The sequence below is a fragment of the Micromonospora sp. NPDC047548 genome, assembly GCF_040642975.1.
Taxonomy (GTDB): Bacteria; Actinomycetota; Actinomycetes; order Mycobacteriales; family Micromonosporaceae; genus Micromonospora.
In genome coordinates, this window is the sequence record NZ_JBEYTI010000031.1 from 39,232 (window position 1) to 57,997 (window position 18,766).

Below are 18,766 nucleotides of genomic sequence, written 5' to 3' on the forward strand. Positions count from 1 at the left end.
CGTCGCCGGCGCGGCCGGCGATCTGCGCGGCCACCGGCTCGACCAGGAACCGGGGGAGCGGCACCGACCGGGCGAGGCCATCGCGTTGTGGGAGACCGAGCCCCCGGAGGCCCGATCGTTGGACGACGAAGCCCTGGCGCACGTCTACCAGGGCACCGGGTACCTCCAGGTCGGTGACCTCGACACCGCCGCGGCAGCCATTCGCCCCGTCCTCGACCTACCAGCGGATTGCCAGATCTCCTGGATCAAGAAGCGCCTCGCCAGGTTCACCGCGATGCTGCGCACCGAGCCGTACCGAGGATCCGCGAAGCTGCGCCTCGCACCGTCCGAAGACGACAATCGCCGCGTGCTCGCCGTACTCGCCTACCTCAACGGATAGCGCCGGGTGCCGGGTCACCACCGCCATCAACCGTGGCCGTCAATCCCGAACGAGGTTGAAGACGACTCAACGTAGGGTTTGAGCAGCGCCAGCACGTGCTCCTCGACTTCGAGTAGCGGCGCGGTGGACCGATAGGCGCGGCACAGGGCCAGGGCTCCTTCGAGGCTGATCAGCAGGAACCGGGCCAGGCCGGGCGCCGCCGGTGCGGGTACGCCGTATGCGGCCAGGCCGCCGGCCAGCGTCGAAAGCCACAGATCGTACGCGTCGCGGCAGGCGTCGGTCAGCGGCGGCGAACCGGGGACGGAATCGAGGGTGACCGTGGTGATGGGGCAGCCTTCGGTATATCCGGTGGCCGACAGCGATGCCGCGAAGTGCTCGGCCATGAGGTGGATCCAGTCCGGCAGGCTGCGGGCCGACTGCTGCGCCGTCTTGATCATCTCGTTGAACTCGGTTGCCGACGCCGCGACCGCTTCGATGGCGATCTGCTGTTTGCCGCCGGGGAACAGGAAGTACACCGATCCCTTCGGGGCGCCGCTGGCATCGATGATCTGCGCGAGCCCGGTGCCCTGGTAGCCCTGCCGGCGCAGCAGCACCTGGGCGGCCTCGACGATCTGGCGGCGCGACTGGGAACGCGGTCGTGGCATCTGCGCACCGGCCGCTATCGGCCGCGCATCTCGGCCAGCCCGGCGGCGCGGGTACGCACCGGGGTGTAGCCAAGCTGCGTGCGGGCCTTCGTGATGTCGATCGTGCATTCCTGACTCGACAGCCAAAGGCTCATGTGGTCCAGCGGCGGCGCACCTTTCAGGCGCAGGCCGCGCCACACCGCTTCGCCAGCAGTGGCGGCCGCTGCGGCGACACCGGCAGGCAGCGACCGGGTGGGGGCGGGCACGCCCCGAGTGGCGAGCAGTTCGGTGATGAAATCGCGGAAGATGACCGATTCGCCGTCGGTGACGAAGTACGCCTCCCCCGGGCGGCCCCGGTGCGCCGCCAATACCAGACCCTCGACCGTGTTGTCGACGTGGGTGGTGTCGGTCAGGTGCCGCCCGCCGCCGACCCACGCGAACCGTCCGGCCTGCACCGCTTGGACCAGTTCGGGCAGCACCGTTGTGTCGCCCGCACCCCACACGAACCGGGGACGCACCACCATGGTCTGCAGGCCGCCGCCGTTGCCAGCGAGGACAACCTGCTCTGCGGCGGCCTTGGACGCCGAGTAGTGGGCCCGCGAGTCGGGCCGTAGCGGGACCGTCTCATCGACATTGACCAGTGGCTGGCCGGCCATCAGTGCTGCCTCGGTGCCCACATGCACCAGCCGGGCCACTCCAGCCTGCCGCACGGCGGCGACCACGTTCGCGGTCCCGTCGCGATTGTCGGCGAAGAACTGCGCCCGGTCCCCACCACGCGTGGTCCGGGCGGCGGCATGAAACGCCAGGTCGCTGCCTTCCGCCGCTGCCCGCAGGCTCGCCACGTCGGTCAGGTCACCGCGCACCGGTTGCGCGCCGAGCGCGGCGACGCGTTGCGCGGCGGCGTCACTGCGTGCCAACGCCCGGACGCTATGCCTATCGACCACGAGACGGCTGATCAGCTGACCCCCCACGAACCCCGACCCTCCGGTCACGAAGACAACGCTCATACCGGAACCTCATTTCTAAGTATGTTGACCGACATAGTATCGCGCACATGGTCCGGTCGAGAGAACCGTTTCGTAGGCGGTGCCCGAACCGCCTCGCCGGGCGTGCCGTGACCTGCGAAAATACGAGCGCCCGGGTGCTTGCAGCTATGTCCTTGGTCGACGGCCCAACGCTCGGAGGAGGCGGCGATCCACGGCTGGCACGTTTAGCAAGAACCCCACTGCTGGCAGCCTCTGTAGGGCTCTGCCACTGCGTTGCTCCAGCCATGCCCGCCCTACGCTGATGAGCGTGCACCAAATCTTGGGTTAGTCGCGGCAGCGCCGTCGGCCCGCTCTTCCCGCACGGACATGCGGCGCGGTGGCGTTGCGGTAGGCCTGCGGGAGCGTCACAAGCCGAGTGTTGGCTTGCACTCCTTGACGCCGGACAGCTCGATGTTGGTGCGTCGTCGCCGTGCCCATTCGTCCCGGGTCATCCGCCTGCGCAGCAGTTCGGCGGCCGGGTGGCCCAGCAGGTGCCGTTACGGGTGTATCCCAGGGCTTCGGACACCCGGTTCGACGCGTGATTGTCGGTGAACGCGTCGCTGGCCCGCCGATCAGCCTGCAGAGACGCGCGCGGGCGGGCATTTGAGTGCGCCTGCCAAGGAGTCGACGCGGGTACCGTCGAGCCCGGTAAACGGGATTGGAGAGGTTCGGCTCGCGCGCGTGGTTGCGCGTTGACCATGGGGATTCAGGCGGTCAGCTGCCGCTGTTTGGTGAGGTAGACGCTGCCGTCGGAGGTGCCGGCGGCGGTGAGGGTATAGCCGGCGCGTTCGTACAGTTTGATGTTGCGCGTGCTGCGGTGGCCGGTGAACAGTTCGCAGTGGGTGGTCTCCTCGGGGGCCTGTTGTTCGACGTATGAGAGCAGCCAGGAACCGATGCCGTTCCCGGTCTGGTCGGGAGCCACCATGAGGCGACCGATCAGCCACGCCCGCTCATGTACCCGGGCTCGGACCGCCGCGACGAGGCGTCCGTGCCGACGTACGCACCACAGGTGCCAGGTCGACATCGATGCGCGCAGGTCATCGAGCGTCTCCCGTAGCGGCTGCAGGTCGAGGGTGTCGTTCGCGAGGGCCTCCTGCACCCAGCAGCACCGCTGGAGCACGAGCAGTTCGGCCAGGTCGTCAGGTTGGGCAGTGGTCAGCCTCAGTCCCTCGACCGGCCCGGGAATGCTGGTGTCGTCACTGTCGGTTTCGGTGCGCAGGCACCGCATCGCCCGGGCCACCCGGGTCAGTTCAAGCAGCACTCCGCGAGCGGCTTCGTCGAGTCCTGCGGACTCGATGACCTGCCCGTTGTGGGTGCTGTCGGCGATGCGTAGGGTGACGGTGGCGCCGATGGGCATCATCTTCAAGGTTGTGACGACCTGCTTGGACATCTGTACGGACCGGGTGCCGGCCGAGGTGTTGCCGTAGCTGACGAACCCTACCGGCTTCCACGCCCACTCCTGGTAGAGGAAATCGAAGGCGTTTTTCAATGCCGCTGGCATGCCGTAGTTGTATTCGGGCGTGACCACCACGAATGCGTCAGCTGCGGCGACCCGCCGGCTCCATGCGCGGGTGTGCTCGTGAACGTAGATGCCGCTGGAGGGATGCTCGGGCTCGTCGAGCAGCGGCAGTCCGATGTCGGCCAGGTCCGCGACGTCGAGGGTGATCCCGCCATCTGCGGCTGCCGCAAGGGTTGCCTGGACAAACCAGTCGGCGATCGCGGGTCCGAGCCGTCCGGGGCGGGTACTCGCGACGATGACAAGGACGCGCAGGGGCGCGCTCGATGCTTTCGATGACATGTCAACGACCGTACACGGAACTTCTGTGACGTGTCAACGAGGTGTACGGTGACCGGGTGAACATTGCCTGGCTGAGCGAGGAAGAGGAACACGCGTGGCGCGCTTTCCGGCGCCTGCTGATAGCGCTGCCGGCACGGCTCGGCCGGGACCTGGCCCACGACTCGGGGCTGTCACCGGCGGACTACGAGGTGCTGAGCACACTGTCGGAGAAGCCGAACCACCGCTGGGCGCTCAAGGACCTCGCCGCCAAGATGGAGTGGTCGCGCAGCCGACTGTCCCACCACGCGGCCCGCATGCAGGGTCGGGGACTCATCGATAAGGAGCCCGATCCGCTGGACGCGCGGGGCTGCATCCTGCACCTGACCGACGACGGCTTCAGGGTGCTGGAGGAAGCCGCCCCGCACCATGTCGTCTCCGTACGCTCGCGCTTCCTCGATCATTTGAGCCCCGACGAACTCGCGGTGCTGCGCAAGCTGTCGACCCGGATTGCCGACCTGCCCAACTGACATTGCGTCAAGACCCCCGACTGCCTCGCGCGAGCGCTCACGGCGGCTGACCGGCCGACGCCGGAACCACGGCCGGCGGCTCGGTCGTTGCCGGCGACTCCTACTCCAGCGCTAGACCGAGGCTCGGCGTGTACGCCGTCGGCAGCGTGGTGCAAGCGGTCGGCATGGCCACGGGCATCGCAGGCACCGCCGGCCAGATCGACATGGCCGGAGTCGGTTACGTGCTCTTCTTCCTGTTGCTCGCAGCTGGTGACGGCGTCCTGGCGATCTCCTGCTCGCGGCGCTTCGGGCTTCGGAAAGGCGTCGTCGTCCTCGGCGTGCTCGGCGCCCCCGTGATGCTGGGCGTGATCCTGCTGGCTGTCCCCATGCTGCTGGCCGCCTTGGAATACCGGGAACCTGCCGACGTCGACAACCCGGCTCGGTGAGGCGCTCCACCGTGTCCCTGTCAGGGGAGGCTGGACGGTCTACGACTGGCCGGCACGGGGGACCGGCAACGAGCTCGGCCAAGGGATCGTGGAGTAGGACTTGTACCGCGAGAGGCAGCCGAGCCGGCAGACCAATTTCTGGGCTCTTCTGACGTTCTCGTGGGTGGGTTGCGACCCTGATCAACAGGGCACGCCGTGTCCCGTCTAGGTTTCTGGCTTGTCGAAGGTCAGGAACCAAAGATCGGAACACGGCGTGCGTTTGACCAGGGTATTTCATCGGCAGGCGGGGTTCGATCGGGCGGTCGTCGAGGACGTGCGCCTCGATGAGGACGCCGACGGCGAGGTCCTCGTCGTCGCGGCCCGGCCATGTAAGGGCGCCACGCGCCGGTGCGGGCGCTGCCAGGCCCGGGCACCGTGGTACGACCGCGGGTGGGGACGGCGGCGGTGGCGGCATCTGGACTTCGGCACTCTGCGGGTGGTCATCGAGGCGGCTGTGCCCAGGGTCGACTGCCCGGTGCACGGGCCGACGGTCATCAGCGTGCCGTGGGCGCGTCACGGCACCCGGTTCACCGGGCGACGGGCCACAGCTGCGCCCGCTGTGCGACCCCGACCAGCCGGAGAACTGATGCGCGCCAGGACATCGAGCCCGGCCGCGAGTACGGGCGCAACGCCTCTGCGAAAGCAGACAGCCGCTGTTGCAGGTGGCCGTGGAAGGCCTTCCCGTCCGGGCAGACGGCAGCAGCGGTCGGGGAGAGCTGGCCCTGGGTGCGCCGCTGCCCGTACGAGGGTGAAATCGAGATCCGGTGGGTGCTGCTCAAGCCCAGCCGAGTACGCCGTGCCGAGTCCGGAACGCGAGGACTACCTGCGGACGCAGATCGCGCACCGATTAGGTTTCCGCGCCGCGCCCGTCTGTACGTATAAGATCGACTTACGAGAGGCTGGCATGATGCGGAAACGGACCTTTGGCATGAATGTGACCCTGGACGGCTACATCGCCGCGCCCGGCGACGACCTCGGCTGGAGTGGCGGTGAGGGACCGGACTCGTCGCCGAGCGACGAGCTGTTCCAGTGGTGGTCCGACCGGGTGGGGGCGACGGGCCTGGCGCTGTATGGGCGCAAGCTGTGGGAGGCGATGAGTTCCCACTGGCCGACCGCCGACCAGCAGCCCGGCGCCACACAGGCGGAAATCGAGTACGCCCGCCGCTGGCGGGACATGCCGAAGGTGGTGTTCTCCTCGACGACCAGCACGGTCGACTGGAACACCCGCCTGGTCACCGGCGACGCGGTCACCGAGATCACCCGGCTCAAGACAGGGGACGCCGGCCCGATGGACATCGGCGGCGCGACGCTCGCCGGGGCGGCCATGCGGGCCGGGCTGATCGACGAGTACATGCTGGTCACCGTGCCGGTCCTGGTGGGCGGCGGCACGCCGTTCTTCACCGCGCTGGACAGCTGGGTGAACCTGAACCTCGTGGAGACGCGGACATTTCCCGGCGGCGTCGTGCTGACCCGATACGAGACGAGGCGATGAGCACGGACCATTTGCTCGGTTCGTGAGGCCGGGTCGAAATCCTTCCTGACGTTCTTCGGGCATCAAGATGCCCCGCCGGCAACGCCGGCGGGGCGGTGGTGTTCGCGTTGTCGCGTTGGTGTTCAGCTGGTCGGGGTGCTCATTCCGCGGTGACTTCGGTGACGCCGGCCCGTGGCGCTGGACTCGTCGACGACGGGGACTTGTCTGATCACAGTGTCGGGGGCAGGTCCAGCCATGGTTTGTCGGTGGCGTCGAATCCGGTGAGCTCGGCGATCTTCCCGTCGACGATGTGCAGGACCGCGATGTTGAACAACCGGTACTCCGGGCCGTCAGGGGTGCGGAGGTACAGCGCGGCGGCGGGCATGCGGTTGACCGTCGTGGCGATACAGCGCCAGTCGTCGTAGCCGGGCTGGAAGAGCCCACCGGAGACCCAGCCGTCCACCGCGTCCTTGGCCGTGATGACCGAGGTGCCCGCCTCGGGCAGCATCACGAAGCGCAGGTCGTCGCGCAGTAGGGACATCAGCCCGTCAAGGTCGTTGCGCTCATGGGCGTCGATGTACGACTTCACCACGCCGCGCTCGTCACTCGACAGCTCGTGGGCGGCGGGGCTCCGCCAGTCGAGGCGGCGGTCGGGCAGCTGCTCGCGCATCGTCACGCGCGCCCGCTGCAGCGCGCTGGTCACCGATGCGATGGTCAGATCGAGGGCGTCGGCGGCCTTCGACGCCGGCCAGCCGACGACGTCGCGCAGGATGAACACCGCCCGCTGCCGCGGCGGCAGGTGCTGGACGGCGACGATGAACGCCAGCTCGATCGTCTCCCGCGCCACCACCGATTCCTGCGGGTCCTCGGGGAGCATCCGGTCGGGGTACGGCTGCAGGTACAGCACCTCGGAGCCGGAGTCCGACAGCCCGGACGGTACGGGTGTGCGGTCATTGCGCTTCTCCAGGAAGTCAAGGCAGACGTTCGTCGCGATCCGGTACAGCCAGGTCCGCAGCGCAGCGTGGCCCTTGAACGACTCCCGCTTGCTCCACGCTCGCAGGAACGTCTCCTGCGTCATGTCCTGGGCGTCCTCGTAGTTCGCAAGCATCCGGTAGCAGTGCACCTGCAGCTCACGCCGGTGGCGCTCCGTGATGAGCGCAAACCGCGCCGTATCGCCTGAGCGAACCACCGCGATGAACGAGGCCTCGTCAGCGCCCAGCGGTCTAGCGTCGGTCATGGTCACCAATCCTTCCACCGGTGCGAGGGGGCTACCAGAACCGACGACGTGGCGGAAGAATTCTGATCGGCGAAGCCGCTGACACCGGGTCTACTGATGTTCTCGTGGGTCGGTTTTCATGATCGTCCGGGGAGTGGCGGGCACAGGCCGCCGCGGCGGAGGTTGGCCATGGTGATCAGGGCTTTCGCGCTGTGGTAGCCGTATGCCTGGCGGGTCAGTACCCGTAGGTGGACGTTGTTGGCCTCGACGCGGGCGTTGGACAGTCCGCTGTCGAGCATGTTGTGGATCGTAGGGAGGTGACGGCGGATCGAGCGGGCGAGCTTGACGAACGGGGCGGGTTACCTTCTGCTTGTCGGTCAGGTTCGGCGGGTTCTTCCACAGCGCCCACCGGGCGTCTTTGAGCTGGCGGGACTGCTCGGTGGCGCGGCCTTTGCCGCCGCGGGCGGTGTTCCACACCGCCCGGCGCACCTCGTCGAGGGCGTCGGTGACCCATGCGACCAGGTGATAGGGATCCAGGCAGCGCACCGCCCGCGGCGCGCGTTCTGCCACGACGTCGCCGATCCAACCGGCGGCGTCGGCTGACACGTGCGTCAGCATCGCGGCCCGCTCAGGGCCCAGCTCGTCGAAGAACGTGTGCACGGTCGCCTTGTCCCGCCCGTCGGCGGCCCAGACGAGGCGGCCGGTGTCGTGATCTACGACCAGGTCAGGTAGCGCTGGCCCTTGCGATAGGCGACCTCGTCGATACCGATACGGGTCAGCCCGGCCAGCCGGCCGGTGCCGGCCAGGGCCTCGTCGACGACCCGGTTGACGATGCCGATCACGCTGCGCCAGGCGATACGCAGCAGCCCGGTAACCGCCGAGGCGCTGGTGCGTGCGGCCAGCCACGCCGCGGCGCAGGTCCTCGACGGCGAACTCGGCCATCGGCTTGCGCCGCAGCTCAGTGGAATGTGCGAACTTGTGCTGCGGTTGCGCCGCCTCTGACCTGCGGCGATGCGAGTTCGTAGCCACATTCGGTCTCGGTGGATGCCAGGCCTGGGTTTCAGGGCGGGCAGGAGGCAGGTCACGAGCGCATCCGTCCCGCTGTGGACGTCGTTGCGGATTGTGCGTGTGGCTTCGATGTCCGGCCCGGCAGGATGGTTGCGTTGTCGGTCCTCGTGCCGCTGCCCCGGGACCGCAGGGGCAGGAGCCGTACGGCCCCCCACCTGTTGAAACAGGGCGGGGGGTGGGGGGCCGATCTTGTGTTGTCCGGCTCTGTCCGGCCAGGCTGTGGACGGGCAGCTGCGCCGAGGGGTGTGCCGAAGTTCGGCACGGGCGGGGCCTAGACCAGCTGCACGCCGGGGCGTCCGGCCTCGATGTAGAACTTCTGCGCGTCCCAGGCCGGGGCGTCCGGCCGGGTGACGAACTGGACGTTCCGCTGGGTCGCCGTCGCGCCGGTCGGGGTGAACGTGGTGCGGATGAAGCCGCGGTAGCCGTCGACGTACCGGATCCACGGACGCTTGAGCCAATTGTCCTTCGTGGCCTGATCGCCGGGGCCGTCGCCGGTCGAGGTGATCGACGTGACGATGAACTCCGTGCCCACGATCGCGCTGGTGGGATCCGGAACCGCGAGCAGCGCATCCTGGACGAGCGTCCAGTGCAGGTCTCCGGAGAAGATGACCGGGTACACGCGGCGGTCGTTGTACGCGCGGTAGATCCGATTCCGGGTGGGGCTGTTCTGGTTGACGCCGCCGAGTTGCTGGCCCTGCGCGAACACGTGCCACGTCGCGCCGGTCGAGTTGATGCCGTCGATCAGCCACGCCTCCTGCTCGTCGCCGAGCTTCGAGACGAGCGGGTCGTTGTCGCCGATGCGGTACTGACGGCTGTCCAGGAGGTCAAGCTGCGCAAGGCTGCCGATGGTGAACCGGCGGTAGATCCGCTGGTCGGCACCGACGGGCGGAGCGCAACGCGTGGGAGTGTTCTCCCACCACGCCTGGTAGCCGGCAGCGCGTCGGGCGAGCTGCTTCTGCCCGTGGTCGATACCGCCGGCATAGTCGTTGGTGACCTCGTGGTCGTCCCGGGTGATCGCCCACGGGAACGCGGCGTGCGCCGCCTGCAGGTCAGGGTCCAACTTGTACAGCGAGTAGCGCAGCCGGTACTGATCTACGGTGTTCGTGGCAGCGCGCACCTCATCGGACACGAAGGTTCCGCCGCGGGGCGTGGCCGCGGTGATCGCGCCCTCGTAGATGTAGTCGCCGAGGTGCAGGACGAGGTCAATGTCGTCCTGTGCCATGTAGCGGTACGCCGTGAAGTAGCCGGTCTGCCAGGTCTGGCAGGACGCGTGACTGATAGTGAAGGAGTTGACCTGCGCACCGGCGGCCGGCAGGGTCCGCGTGCGGCCGACCGGGCTCAGTTCTGGGCCGCAGCGGAATCGGTAGAAGTACCAGCGGTCGGGCGCGAGTCCGCGAACGTCGACACGGACGCTGTGGTTGTGCTCAGGTAGAGCGAACACCTCGCCCTCGCGGACGACCCGGGTGAACGCCTCGTCGTGGGCGACCTGCCACTGGACCGGGACCTTCTTCGGCGGCATGCCGGACCCGACGGCCAGCGGCTCCGGGGCGAGACGGGTCCACAGGATGACCGAGTCGGCCAATGGGTCACCGGAGGCCACGCCGAGGGTGAAGGGGTAGCCGGGCAGGTTGCCGATACCGCCGCCGGGCGCGGCGGCGGCGGGGATGGCAGTGCCGATCGAGGACGCCGCGGCGACCGCTCCCGACAGGATCAGGAACTGGCGACGGCTCGGCCCGGGGATGGAGGAGTGAGCGTTCTCTTGGTGGGGCAAGGGGGGCATCCTTGGCAGAGGGAGGCATCAGGAATGCGCAGGGTACGCAGCTGCAGATGCTCTTGGATCTTGATGACGTCTCGGTGGGCTGCCAGGGAAGCGGCGGACCAATGGCAGCGGAACATCGGCCACCGGGCGCTGCTCAGCGGAGGGTGCGTCCAGTAGGTGGCGGTGCGCGGACCGCAGGGGCCGGTCGGTGTTGCGGTATGACGCTGCTCGGTGGCTTCCGAACCGGCCGAGGCCCCCGGCGTTGTCTGCGGCAGATGCGTGCGCCTCCCGCGAGTCCCCTCGTGGAGCCCCGGTAGGGCCGCCACAAAGTGGCATCTACCGCTCCGATGCGACACGGTTCGGAGGGCCCTGGACGAGAAGTGAACCTGCACGGCGCGGGCCGCGACTGAACAGGCGAAGGAGGGCAGATGGCCGATGAGTTGTTGGTGGTTCGCTGCCAGTTGGGCGAGCGTGAAGCCTTCGCCGAGTTGGTACGGGCATGGCATCCGGCGGTCGAGCGGTACGTCGGGCGGATGCTGACCGGCCCGACGACGATGTGGTGCAAGAGGTATGGCTGGCGGTCTTCAAGGGGCTGCCGCGGCTGCGGCAGCCGGGCCGGTTCGCCCCCTGGCTTTTCGCCATCGCTCGCCGGGCGGTGATGAACCGACTGCGTGACGTCTATGCACGCCCGGAGCCCGAGTTGGTCGACGACGTGCCGGGAGCCGACGACGCGGAAGCGGTGGTCGATCGGGAGACGCTCGGCGGCGCGTTGGCGGCGCTTCCGGCCAGGGAACGGGAGGTGCTGCTGCTGTTCTATCTCGAGGATCTGCCGCTGGACGCGTGCGCACAGATTTGCGCTGTTCCGGTCGGCACCATCAAGTCGCGGCTCAACCGGGCAAGGACGTTGTTGCGCCGCGAGTTGGCGCGGAAGGGGTACGAAGCATGACGCCCGAAGACCTGCTCAAGCGGCTCAACGCGCCGTTGTCGCTGCGGAAGAGGGTCGGATCCGTGACGCTCGCGCTCGCCGGGCTCGCCGGGCTCGCCGGCAGCGGCCTGATCGGGCTGTTGTGGGCAACCGAGCCCGGGCTGCCGCCACGGACGGTGGTGGCGTTCGCGGTACTGGTGGCGATCGGACTGTGCTGGGCGGCTTTCGGTGTCTGGGCCGTGACCCGCAGGGCGCCGATGTTCGCTCAGGATCGCGTCGTCGCCGGCTGGCTCGGACTGGGCGCCTGGCTGCTGTTCACCGTCGGTGCGCTGGTCATCACCACCCTGCGGCACAAGCTCGAGCCGTCGTTGATCGTCGTGGTACTAGCGTTGGGCGTCCTGGCCATCGCCAATCTGCATACCGCCCGCCGTACGAGGGCGGCTCTGCTGCGACGCAAGGAACAGCTGAGCCAGCTTCCATGAACCGCGAGCTACGGCTTTCGATCGACGAGCGGGTCATCCGGCTGGTCCGGCTGGCCCGGCGCGCAGGCTGTCACGGAGTGGTCGCGCGCACCTGATCTTGGATCCGGCTGCGGTCGACGTATCGATGTCAGCGGTTGCGTGGGGCTACCAGGCCGGATTCGTAGGCGAGGACCACGAGTTGGGCACGGTCACGGGCATGGAGCTTGGCCATGGCCCGGTTGATGTGGGTTTTGGCGGTCAGTGGGCTGATCACCATGCGTTCGGCGATCTGGTCGTTGGACAGGCCCTGCGCGACGAGGGCGACGGTCTCGCGTTCGCGGTTGGTCAGCCCTTTCAACCCCGTGTTGGCGCCTGTGTGGAACGGCTCGGTGACGTACCGGTTGATCAGCTTGCGGGTGATCGACGGTGCGAGCAGGGCGTCGCCGCGCGCGGCGACGCGAACGGCGTGTAGGAAGTCTTCTGGCACGATGTCTTTGACGAGGAACCCGGCGGCGCCGGCGCGCAGCGCGTTGAAGACGTATTCATCTAAGCCGTAGTTGGTCAGGATGACGACGTGCACCCGGGCCAGGGTCGGGTCTGCGGCGATGCGCCGGGTCGCCTCGATGCCGTCCATGACCGGCATCTGGATGTCGATGAGCGCGATGTCCGGCAGGTGTTCCTTGGCGAGCGCCAGACCCTCCTTCCCGTCGGCGGCCTCGCCCACCACCTCGATGTCGTCTTCGACATCGAGGAGCGCGCGGAATCCGCTGCGAAGGAGCGGCTGGTCGTCGACCAGCAGGACACGGATCATGACGTTCGGTCCACCGGGAGTTCAGCTCGGACGGTGAAGCCGCCCTCGCCGCGCGGTTCCGCGCGCAGGCGACCGCCGAGGGCGGTGACTCGTTCGCGCATCCCGAGCAGCCCGACGCCGGGCATCGGGGCAGTGACTGGCGTGGCCTTGCCGTCGTCGTCGACTCGGATCGCGAGGGCGTCCGGACGGTAGTCGATCCGGACCGACGCCGTAGCGGCGGCGGCGTGACGGGCGATGTTGGTGAGCGACTCCTGAACGATCCGGTAGGCGGTCCGGTCCACCGCCGCCGGCACGTCGTGTCGTTGTCCTTCGACCGTCAACGTCGCGTCCAGGCCGGTCGCACGGGCCCGTGCCACCAGTTCCGGGACATGGGCGAGCCCATGCGGCGGGGTCTTACCGTCGTCACGCAGCGCCTCCAGGGTCGCTCGCAGTTCCCGGGCCGCCTCACGACCGGCCTCCCGGATCGCCAGCAGGGCCTCCGGCACCTGTTCACCACGCTTGCGGGCCAGGTGGACGGCGACTTCGGCCTGCACCTTGATGACGGAGATCTGGTGGGTGAGCGAATCGTGCAGCTCCCGCGCGATGTGCAGCCGCTCCTCGTTGGCGCGGCGCCGCGCGGTCTCCTCCCGGGTGCGTTCGGCTTCGTCCGCCCGCCGCTCGGCCTGCCGCAGCGCTTCACCCGCGGCACCGGCAGCGATCAGCCAAGCCAGCTCGAGGGCGCCCCGGGCCTGTGCGAGCGCCTCGCCCACGGGCATGTCTTGTGGCAGGGCGAGGGCCGCGAGCGGGAGAGCGGCCAGCATCATCACAGCCGCCACGACCGTGATGATGCGGTGGCCCGCCCGCACGGCTGCGTACACCGCAAACAGGAACGCGACGGCGGGCACGTCAAAACCGACCACCTGGTAACCCACCGCGCACAGCCCGGTGACGGCCAGGACGGGAACCGGAGCCCGGCGGCGCGCGGCCAGCGACAGGCCGCCGGCCACCAACAGTGCGTAGCCGAGTAGGTCAATATCCGTGGCGGAGTGATGCCCGGACAGCCCGGCGACCAGCAGCGTCGCTGCCACGCAAACGGCGATCGCCCAATCTCTGACACCGGCCCGAACACCGAACCGTCCTGTACTCATGCGCGCACCTTAGCCGGGTCTTGCCGCGAACGACTCCTGCCCACGGACGAGCGGCCGCCTACCGCACACGCAGTACCTTCCCGGCGCCTACGGCGTCTGCAGCAGCCGGGGTGCGCCGTCGGCGGCAGCGCGAATTGCATCCGTCTGCAGGACGACCGGCGGTGCGCCTGGCGACATGATCAGGCGGCCCAACCATCGAGGAGAAGATGATGCCAACCGAGACTCCCCCTACGGATGGAGCTCTGGCGGGACTAGCCCGGTTCTGTTACCGGCGCCGCCGCCTGGTCCTCCTGACCTGGATCGTCGGCGTGATCGCCGTGGCGTTCGTCGGCTTCGGCTTCGGCGCCGCCCCCGACAACGACTTCTCCGGCGGAAACTCCGATTCCGCCAAGGCGCAGGCGCTGATCGAGAAGCACTTCCCCGAGCAGCAAGGGGACACGCTGACTCTCGCGATCAAGGCAGAGAAGGGGATCGACGACCCCGCCACCCGGCAAAAGATCGAGAAGCTCATCGCCGATCTAGACGCCTCACCCATTACCGGACCGGTGACCTCGCCGTATCAGGACAAAGATCTGGTGACGCAGGATCGTCGTATCGCCCGTACGACCATCCCGCTGACCGACAAGGATGTGGAGAAGACCGAGGTCAAGCCTCTGGTGGACACGGTCAAGGAAGCCTCCGGTGACGGCGTGACGCTGGGGCTGGGCGGGGAGAAGGCAGAAGGGGCCGAGACCCCCCCGCAGGGTCCGGGCGAGAGCGTGGGCGTCGTGGCGGCAGCGGTGATCTTGTTCATCGCCTTCGGGTCGCTGGTGGCGATGGGCCTGCCGATCGTGACCGCACTGCTGGCGCTCCTCGGCGGCATCGCCCTGATGAGGCTGGTGGGGCACGTGGTCCCCTCGCCGGACTTTACTGTGATCCTCGCCGCGATGATCGGGCTCGGTGTCGGCATCGACTACGCACTGTTCATCCTGACCCGCTACAAGGACAGCCTGCAGGACGGCGACGAGCCCGAGAGCGCCACTGTCAAGGCCATCACCACCGCAGGTAAGGCGGTGCTGTTCGCCGGCACGACCGTCGTGATCGCGTTGCTGGGCCTGGTCGTCATGGGACAGAGGCTGATGACCGGAGTGGCCGTCGCCACGTCGGTGATCGTGCTGGTGACGATGATCGCCGCGGTGACCCTGCTGCCGGCGTTCCTGGGCTTCACCGGCCATAAGATCAACTCGCTGCGCCTGCCGCGCCGTGCGTCCCGCCGGCAGGGGGCAGACGGTGCCGCGTCCCGAGGGCGGAGTACCCCCGCCGAGCGCTGGGCGGGCGTGGTGCAGCGCAAACCGCTGGTCGCCGCGGTTCTGGCCGGCGCGGCCCTGCTGGTGCTGGCTGCCCCTGTGCTATCGATGCGGCTGAGCCTGCCCGACGCCAGTGTCCAGCCCCACGACCGGAGCAGCTACACCTCGTACGAGATTCTCTCCGAGGGCTTCGGCCCCGGCTACGGCGCACCCCTGATCTTCGCCACCGAGGTCGGCTCCAAGGACGCCGATCTGCGTCCCGTCGTCGACGCGGTCAGCAAGACCGAGGGCATCGCCTACGCCACGCAGCCTCGGGTCAGTCAGGACGAGCAGGCCGCCACCTTCATGGCCTTCCCCAAGACCGGATACCAGGATGAGGCGACCGCGGACCTGGTCCACCAGCTTCGCGACGACGTGCTGCCCCAGGCATCCGGCGGCGAAGAGGTCTACGTCGGCGGCCCGAACGCCGGCACGATCGACTTGGCCGACGACACCAGCTCGCGCCTGCCCCTGATGATCGCGGTCGTCATCGCGCTGTCCCTGGTGCTGCTGATCGTGCTGGTCCGGTCGGTCACGATCGCGCTGCAGGCCGCCGTGATGAACCTGCTGTCGATCGGCGCCGCCTACGGCGTGATTGTCGCGGTCGTGCAGTGGGGATGGTTCGGCTCGGCCCTCGGTTTTCCCACCGAGATGCCGATCACGACCTGGGTGCCGGTGATGATGTTCCCGGTCCTGTTCGGCCTGTCGATGGACTACGAGGTCTTCCTGATCTCGCGGGTCCGTGAGGAGTACGAGCGCACCGGCGACACCCGGGTGGCCGTGACTCGCGGGCTGGTGGGGACCGCCAAGGTCATCACGGCCGCGGCCGCCATCATGATCGCCGTCTTCACGACCTCCCTGCTCGGCCCCGACGTCGCGGTCAAGCAGGGAGGTCTGGGCATGGCCGTCGCCGTGCTCGTCGACGCCACCATCATCCGGATGGTCCTCGTCCCCGCGGTCATGGAACTGTGCGGCAAAGCCAACTGGTGGATGCCCGGACGCCGGGCACCGAAGGCGACCTCGGCTTCACAGGCCGAGGTCGGGGAGGAGGCCAGAGTCTGACCCTTCCCGTGATGGCCAGGCCTACCGCTGACGTTGCACAACCAGGAAGGCCTGCGATGAGCATCAACGGCGCCGCCACCCGGCCGGCGATCGCTGCCGGAACGTACGCGGTCGACCCGTTCCGCACCACCGTCCGCTTCGCCGTGAAGGAGCTGTGGGGCATCGTGACGGTCCGCGGCACGTTCGACGTCATCGACGTCGACCGGACTGCGTTCGGGGTGAGCCGGACGGTCGGCTTCATCGCGCGCGAACTCGCCGTGACGATCGAGATCGTCGCCACGACGTCGATCTAGCGCCGGCTACCTGCCCCGGCCCCGAATGCGGGGCCGGGGCCCTGGAACCGACCAGACGACCCCGTGGTCAGGTTCCGGTCCCGATCAATTCGACACACAGGAGTGATCCACATGCGTAAGGTCTTTGTCATCACCAGCGCGCTCGTCCTCGTCGCAGTGCTGGCGCAGTTCTATCTGGCCGGGGTCGGCGCGTTCACCCGGCCGGCCACCGCGGACGCGTGGACGGCGCACCGTGCCGGGGCGATGGCCATCATGGCGCTCGCCCTGCTCAACACCGTCGTCGCGGCGCTTGCGCGGGCCGGCGGGCGGACCATCGCTTTCGCCGCGCTGCCGATTGGCCTGGTCATCCTGCAGCTCGTCCTGAGCGCCATGAGCAGCGCGCTGGGCGGGAGCTCGACCGGCCGCACCGGCTTGCCGCTGTACCTCGTCGCGCTGCACGCGGTGAACGGCCTGGCCGTGCTGGGCACCGCCATCACCGGCCTGGTGAACGCCCGCCGGCTCGCCGCCAGGGCAGCCGACGAGCTGGCCACCGGGCCCCAGCGGGCGCACGCGGCATGAGCGTGTTGCTGGTCCTCGACCTGCTCCTGGTGGTGGTCGTGGGTGGCCTGTGGGCGGCGGCCTGGCCGTTGCGGAGTGCAAAGGCCGGCGCCGCGGTGCTGATCGCGGCCGTGCTGGCCACGGCCGCGCGGGCCACCGTGGTCGCACTGCTCGGTGGTGCCGGCTGGTGGTTCGTGCCGGACCGGCTGGTGACCGCCGTCCCGCTGACGCTGCTGTCCGGGGTGGTTGGCGTCGCCCTGGTCCGCCGACGGACGCCTCCGGCACCAGTGCTGATCGCGGCGGCGTACGTCGCGGTCGCGGGCATTGCGATGCAGTTCCTGGTCGGCTATCCGGTGACGGTCGGTGCGGTCGCGGCGGTCTTCGGTCCGGGTGTCGCGGCGCTGCTGGTATGGCGACTCCCGGCCCGGGCGGCACGGGTCGCGGTGGTGGCGACCGCGGCGGTGGCGCTGCTGGCCGCGGGTGTCACGGCCGCCGTCGGCAGCCGGTTGCCCGACCGACTCGACCACAACACGCACGGCGCCGACAGCGGCCATGCCGCCCACGTCGGACCCGGATCGGCACCCGGCGTGTCCGTCGCCGACCTGCGCGGACCGAGCCGCCCGCCGACCAGGAAGTTCACGCTCACCGCCCGCGCCGCAACGGTCACCCTGCCGTCCGGCGCGACGGTTGACGCGTGGACCTTCGACAGCCAGCTGCCGGGGCCGGAGCTGCGGGTGACCCGGGGCGACGTGGTCGAGGTGACACTGCGCAACGAACTGCCGGGCATCGGGGTCACGCTGCACTGGCACGGGTACGACGTGCCGGCCGGCGAGGACGGTGTCGCGGGTGTCACCCAGGACGCGGTGCCGCCGGGCGGCACGTTCACCTATCGTTTCGAGGCCAAGGACGTCGGCAGCTACTGGTACCACTCGCACGAGATGTCCAGTGAAGCCGTCCGCAAAGGCCTCTACGGCACTCTCGTGGTGACCCCCGACGGGACCGAATCGGCGGAGACGGACATCACGCTGCCCGTGCACCGCTTTGACACCGGCGCGACGATGCTCGGCGGATCCGACCGGCGGGAGACCCGGGACGTGCCTGCGGGTCGACGGGTCCGCCTGCGGCTGGTCAACACCGACAACGACGCGCATCGCGTGGCGGTCGGCGGCACGCCGTACACCGTCAGTGCGATCGACGGCCGGGACCTCAACGGCCCGACCGTACTGACGGCCGAGACCACGCTGCGGCTGCCCGCCGGCGGCCGCTACGACGTCGTGTTCACGATGCCTGCCGGGGCCGTGCACGTGATGGTGGACGGCCAGGACTCCGACGGGCTGCTCCTGGGTGCCGGTGCGATGCCGGCGCACCCGGCCGGCACCGACCTGGACATTACCCGGTACGGCACGCCCGCGCCCGGACCATTCGGCCGCTACAACAAGGACTACACGCTGGTACTGGACCGGCTGGTTCGGTTCCTGGACGGGGTGCCGAGCTACGCGTACACGGTCAACGGAGGCGTCTACCCGGACATCCCGCCGCTGATGGTCGACCGGGGTGACGCCGTGCGCACCACGGTGGTCAACCGCGGCACCGAAAGCCATCCGATGCACCTGCACGGCCACCACGTGCTGGTGCTGTCCCGCAACGGTCGCCCGGTGACCGGCAGTCCGCTCTGGCTGGACACGTTCGATGTGCTGCCCGGCGAGGTGTGGCAGGTCGCGTTCCGGGCCGACAACCCGGGGATCTGGCTCGACCACTGCCACAACCTGCCGCACGCCAAGCAGGGCATGGTGCTGCATGTGGCGTACCGGGGGGTGACATCGCCGTTCGCCGTCGGCCGGCATACGCCGAATCATCCCGAGTGATCTCGGGTGATCGGGTTTCCGCAGCTCGGCGCACTGATCAATGGCTGGGAA

Annotated in this window: 20 protein-coding genes and 3 pseudogenes; 12 read left to right on the forward strand and 11 right to left on the reverse strand. The window is 69.0% G+C overall.

The annotated features are described in order from the left end of the window. The first annotated feature begins 118 nt into the window (after positions 1-118). A complete protein-coding gene (locus tag ABZ807_RS24840; RefSeq protein ID WP_357162516.1) occupies positions 119-379 on the forward strand; it encodes a hypothetical protein in 261 nt (86 codons plus the stop codon). Between the two features lie 26 nt (positions 380-405). On the opposite strand, the gene ABZ807_RS24845 is transcribed toward ABZ807_RS24840, so the two are convergent. From ABZ807_RS24845 to ABZ807_RS24855, 3 genes are all read right to left on the reverse strand, one after another. Then, on the reverse strand, positions 406-1,023 hold the full coding sequence (locus tag ABZ807_RS24845; protein ID WP_357162519.1) for a TetR/AcrR family transcriptional regulator: 618 nt from the start codon (positions 1,021-1,023) through the stop codon (positions 406-408). A 14-nt stretch (positions 1,024-1,037) separates the two neighbouring features. Then, the gene (locus tag ABZ807_RS24850; protein WP_357162522.1) at positions 1,038-2,009 is read right to left on the reverse strand and encodes an NAD-dependent epimerase/dehydratase family protein; all 972 of its coding nucleotides are present in this window, start codon (positions 2,007-2,009) and stop codon (positions 1,038-1,040) included. A 724-nt stretch (positions 2,010-2,733) separates the two neighbouring features. Next, the gene (locus ABZ807_RS24855; protein WP_357162526.1) at positions 2,734-3,825 is read right to left on the reverse strand and encodes a bifunctional NAD(P)H-dependent oxidoreductase/GNAT family N-acetyltransferase; all 1,092 of its coding nucleotides are present in this window, start codon (positions 3,823-3,825) and stop codon (positions 2,734-2,736) included. A gap of 56 nt (positions 3,826-3,881) precedes the next feature. Between ABZ807_RS24855 and ABZ807_RS24860 the strand changes: the two genes are divergently transcribed. The 3 genes and pseudogenes from ABZ807_RS24860 to ABZ807_RS24870 all read left to right on the forward strand — a co-directional run. Beyond that, on the forward strand, positions 3,882-4,331 hold the full coding sequence (locus tag ABZ807_RS24860) for a MarR family winged helix-turn-helix transcriptional regulator (RefSeq protein ID WP_357162528.1): 450 nt from the start codon (positions 3,882-3,884) through the stop codon (positions 4,329-4,331). 128 nt (positions 4,332-4,459) lie between these two features. Then, positions 4,460-4,756, forward strand: coding sequence for a hypothetical protein (locus ABZ807_RS24865; RefSeq protein ID WP_357162531.1), 297 nt, complete (start codon positions 4,460-4,462; stop codon positions 4,754-4,756). 313 nt (positions 4,757-5,069) lie between these two features. Further along, positions 5,070-5,312: pseudogene (locus ABZ807_RS24870) on the forward strand (transposase family protein); the annotation flags it as partial. 10 nt (positions 5,313-5,322) lie between these two features. On the opposite strand, the gene ABZ807_RS24875 reads toward ABZ807_RS24870, so the two are convergent. Then, positions 5,323-5,574: a hypothetical protein gene (locus ABZ807_RS24875; protein ID WP_357162590.1), complete on the reverse strand. Its 252-nt coding sequence runs from the start codon at positions 5,572-5,574 to the stop codon at positions 5,323-5,325. A gap of 149 nt (positions 5,575-5,723) precedes the next feature. Here ABZ807_RS24875 and ABZ807_RS24880 point away from each other — a divergent pair, with 149 nt between their 5' ends. Continuing rightward, the gene (locus ABZ807_RS24880) at positions 5,724-6,287 is read left to right on the forward strand and encodes a dihydrofolate reductase family protein (protein WP_357162587.1); all 564 of its coding nucleotides are present in this window, start codon (positions 5,724-5,726) and stop codon (positions 6,285-6,287) included. A gap of 208 nt (positions 6,288-6,495) precedes the next feature. Here the strand turns inward: ABZ807_RS24880 and ABZ807_RS24885 are convergent, their stop codons facing one another. The 4 genes and pseudogenes from ABZ807_RS24885 to ABZ807_RS24900 all read right to left on the reverse strand — a co-directional run bounded on the left by ABZ807_RS24885 (position 6,496) and on the right by ABZ807_RS24900 (position 8,324). Beyond that, on the reverse strand, positions 6,496-7,503 hold the full coding sequence (locus ABZ807_RS24885) for an RNA polymerase subunit sigma-70 (protein WP_357162534.1): 1,008 nt from the start codon (positions 7,501-7,503) through the stop codon (positions 6,496-6,498). A 116-nt stretch (positions 7,504-7,619) separates the two neighbouring features. Next, positions 7,620-7,826: pseudogene (locus tag ABZ807_RS24890) on the reverse strand (transposase); the annotation flags it as partial. Between the two features lie 73 nt (positions 7,827-7,899). Further along, positions 7,900-8,205: pseudogene (locus tag ABZ807_RS24895) on the reverse strand (transposase); the annotation flags it as partial. Then, complete coding sequence (locus ABZ807_RS24900) at positions 8,196-8,324, reverse strand: hypothetical protein (RefSeq protein WP_357162593.1); 129 nt, start codon at positions 8,322-8,324, stop codon at positions 8,196-8,198. The gene ABZ807_RS24900 and the pseudogene ABZ807_RS24895, both read right to left, overlap by 10 nt. Between ABZ807_RS24900 and ABZ807_RS24905 the strand changes: the two genes are divergently transcribed. Beyond that, complete coding sequence (locus ABZ807_RS24905) at positions 8,314-8,484, forward strand: hypothetical protein (RefSeq protein ID WP_357162596.1); 171 nt, start codon at positions 8,314-8,316, stop codon at positions 8,482-8,484. The genes ABZ807_RS24900 and ABZ807_RS24905 overlap by 11 nt on opposite strands. Positions 8,485-8,821: 337 nt before the next feature. Here ABZ807_RS24905 and ABZ807_RS24910 read toward each other — a convergent pair whose 3' ends face one another. Further along, a complete protein-coding gene (locus ABZ807_RS24910; RefSeq protein WP_357162537.1) occupies positions 8,822-10,321 on the reverse strand; it encodes an alkaline phosphatase D family protein in 1,500 nt (499 codons plus the stop codon). 487 nt (positions 10,322-10,808) lie between these two features. On the opposite strand from ABZ807_RS24910, the gene ABZ807_RS24915 reads away from it, so the two are divergent. After that, positions 10,809-11,255: a sigma-70 family RNA polymerase sigma factor gene (locus tag ABZ807_RS24915; protein WP_357162540.1), complete on the forward strand. Its 447-nt coding sequence runs from the start codon at positions 10,809-10,811 to the stop codon at positions 11,253-11,255. Further along, positions 11,252-11,716, forward strand: coding sequence for a hypothetical protein (locus tag ABZ807_RS24920; protein WP_357162543.1), 465 nt, complete (start codon positions 11,252-11,254; stop codon positions 11,714-11,716). Before ABZ807_RS24915 ends, ABZ807_RS24920 begins: the two co-directional genes overlap by 4 nt. A 127-nt stretch (positions 11,717-11,843) precedes the next feature. On the opposite strand, the gene ABZ807_RS24925 is transcribed toward ABZ807_RS24920, so the two are convergent. Together ABZ807_RS24925 and ABZ807_RS24930 are read right to left on the reverse strand one after the other, a co-directional pair. Next, a complete protein-coding gene (locus ABZ807_RS24925) occupies positions 11,844-12,506 on the reverse strand; it encodes a response regulator transcription factor (protein ID WP_357162546.1) in 663 nt (220 codons plus the stop codon). Beyond that, complete coding sequence (locus ABZ807_RS24930) at positions 12,503-13,492, reverse strand: histidine kinase (RefSeq protein ID WP_357162550.1); 990 nt, start codon at positions 13,490-13,492, stop codon at positions 12,503-12,505. Before ABZ807_RS24930 ends, ABZ807_RS24925 begins: the two co-directional genes overlap by 4 nt. A gap of 350 nt (positions 13,493-13,842) precedes the next feature. Between ABZ807_RS24930 and ABZ807_RS24935 the strand changes: the two genes are divergently transcribed. The 4 genes from ABZ807_RS24935 (at position 13,843) to ABZ807_RS24950 (ending at position 18,715) form a co-directional block, all read left to right on the forward strand. Next, positions 13,843-16,020 (forward strand): MMPL family transporter, encoded by a 2,178-nt coding sequence (locus ABZ807_RS24935; RefSeq protein WP_357162552.1) that lies wholly within the window; start codon positions 13,843-13,845, stop codon positions 16,018-16,020. Between the two features lie 56 nt (positions 16,021-16,076). Beyond that, entirely contained in the window at positions 16,077-16,313 is a 237-nt protein-coding gene (locus ABZ807_RS24940; RefSeq protein ID WP_357162555.1) for a hypothetical protein, read from the forward strand. A gap of 111 nt (positions 16,314-16,424) precedes the next feature. Further along, the gene (locus ABZ807_RS24945; protein ID WP_357162558.1) at positions 16,425-16,871 is read left to right on the forward strand and encodes a DUF6220 domain-containing protein; all 447 of its coding nucleotides are present in this window, start codon (positions 16,425-16,427) and stop codon (positions 16,869-16,871) included. Next, positions 16,868-18,715: a multicopper oxidase family protein gene (locus ABZ807_RS24950; RefSeq protein ID WP_357162562.1), complete on the forward strand. Its 1,848-nt coding sequence runs from the start codon at positions 16,868-16,870 to the stop codon at positions 18,713-18,715. The genes ABZ807_RS24945 and ABZ807_RS24950 overlap by 4 nt, the downstream gene beginning before the upstream one ends. Positions 18,716-18,766: the final 51 nt, after the last annotated feature.

Coding starts and splice junctions, on each gene's coding strand:
- ABZ807_RS24845 (WP_357162519.1), bottom strand. CDS start 1,023: ATGCCACGACCGCGTTCCCAGTCGCGCCGCCAGATCGTCGAGGCCGCC.
- ABZ807_RS24850 (WP_357162522.1), bottom strand. CDS start 2,009: ATGAGCGTTGTCTTCGTGACCGGAGGGTCGGGGTTCGTGGGGGGTCAG.
- ABZ807_RS24855 (WP_357162526.1), bottom strand. CDS start 3,825: ATGTCATCGAAAGCATCGAGCGCGCCCCTGCGCGTCCTTGTCATCGTC.
- ABZ807_RS24880 (WP_357162587.1), top strand. CDS start 5,724: ATGAATGTGACCCTGGACGGCTACATCGCCGCGCCCGGCGACGACCTC.
- ABZ807_RS24885 (WP_357162534.1), bottom strand. CDS start 7,503: ATGACCGACGCTAGACCGCTGGGCGCTGACGAGGCCTCGTTCATCGCG.
- ABZ807_RS24905 (WP_357162596.1), top strand. CDS start 8,314: ATGCCGATCACGCTGCGCCAGGCGATACGCAGCAGCCCGGTAACCGCC.
- ABZ807_RS24915 (WP_357162540.1), top strand. CDS start 10,809: ATGGCATCCGGCGGTCGAGCGGTACGTCGGGCGGATGCTGACCGGCCC.
- ABZ807_RS24920 (WP_357162543.1), top strand. CDS start 11,252: ATGACGCCCGAAGACCTGCTCAAGCGGCTCAACGCGCCGTTGTCGCTG.
- ABZ807_RS24925 (WP_357162546.1), bottom strand. CDS start 12,506: ATGATCCGTGTCCTGCTGGTCGACGACCAGCCGCTCCTTCGCAGCGGA.
- ABZ807_RS24935 (WP_357162552.1), top strand. CDS start 13,843: ATGCCAACCGAGACTCCCCCTACGGATGGAGCTCTGGCGGGACTAGCC.
- ABZ807_RS24940 (WP_357162555.1), top strand. CDS start 16,077: ATGAGCATCAACGGCGCCGCCACCCGGCCGGCGATCGCTGCCGGAACG.
- ABZ807_RS24945 (WP_357162558.1), top strand. CDS start 16,425: ATGCGTAAGGTCTTTGTCATCACCAGCGCGCTCGTCCTCGTCGCAGTG.
- ABZ807_RS24950 (WP_357162562.1), top strand. CDS start 16,868: ATGAGCGTGTTGCTGGTCCTCGACCTGCTCCTGGTGGTGGTCGTGGGT.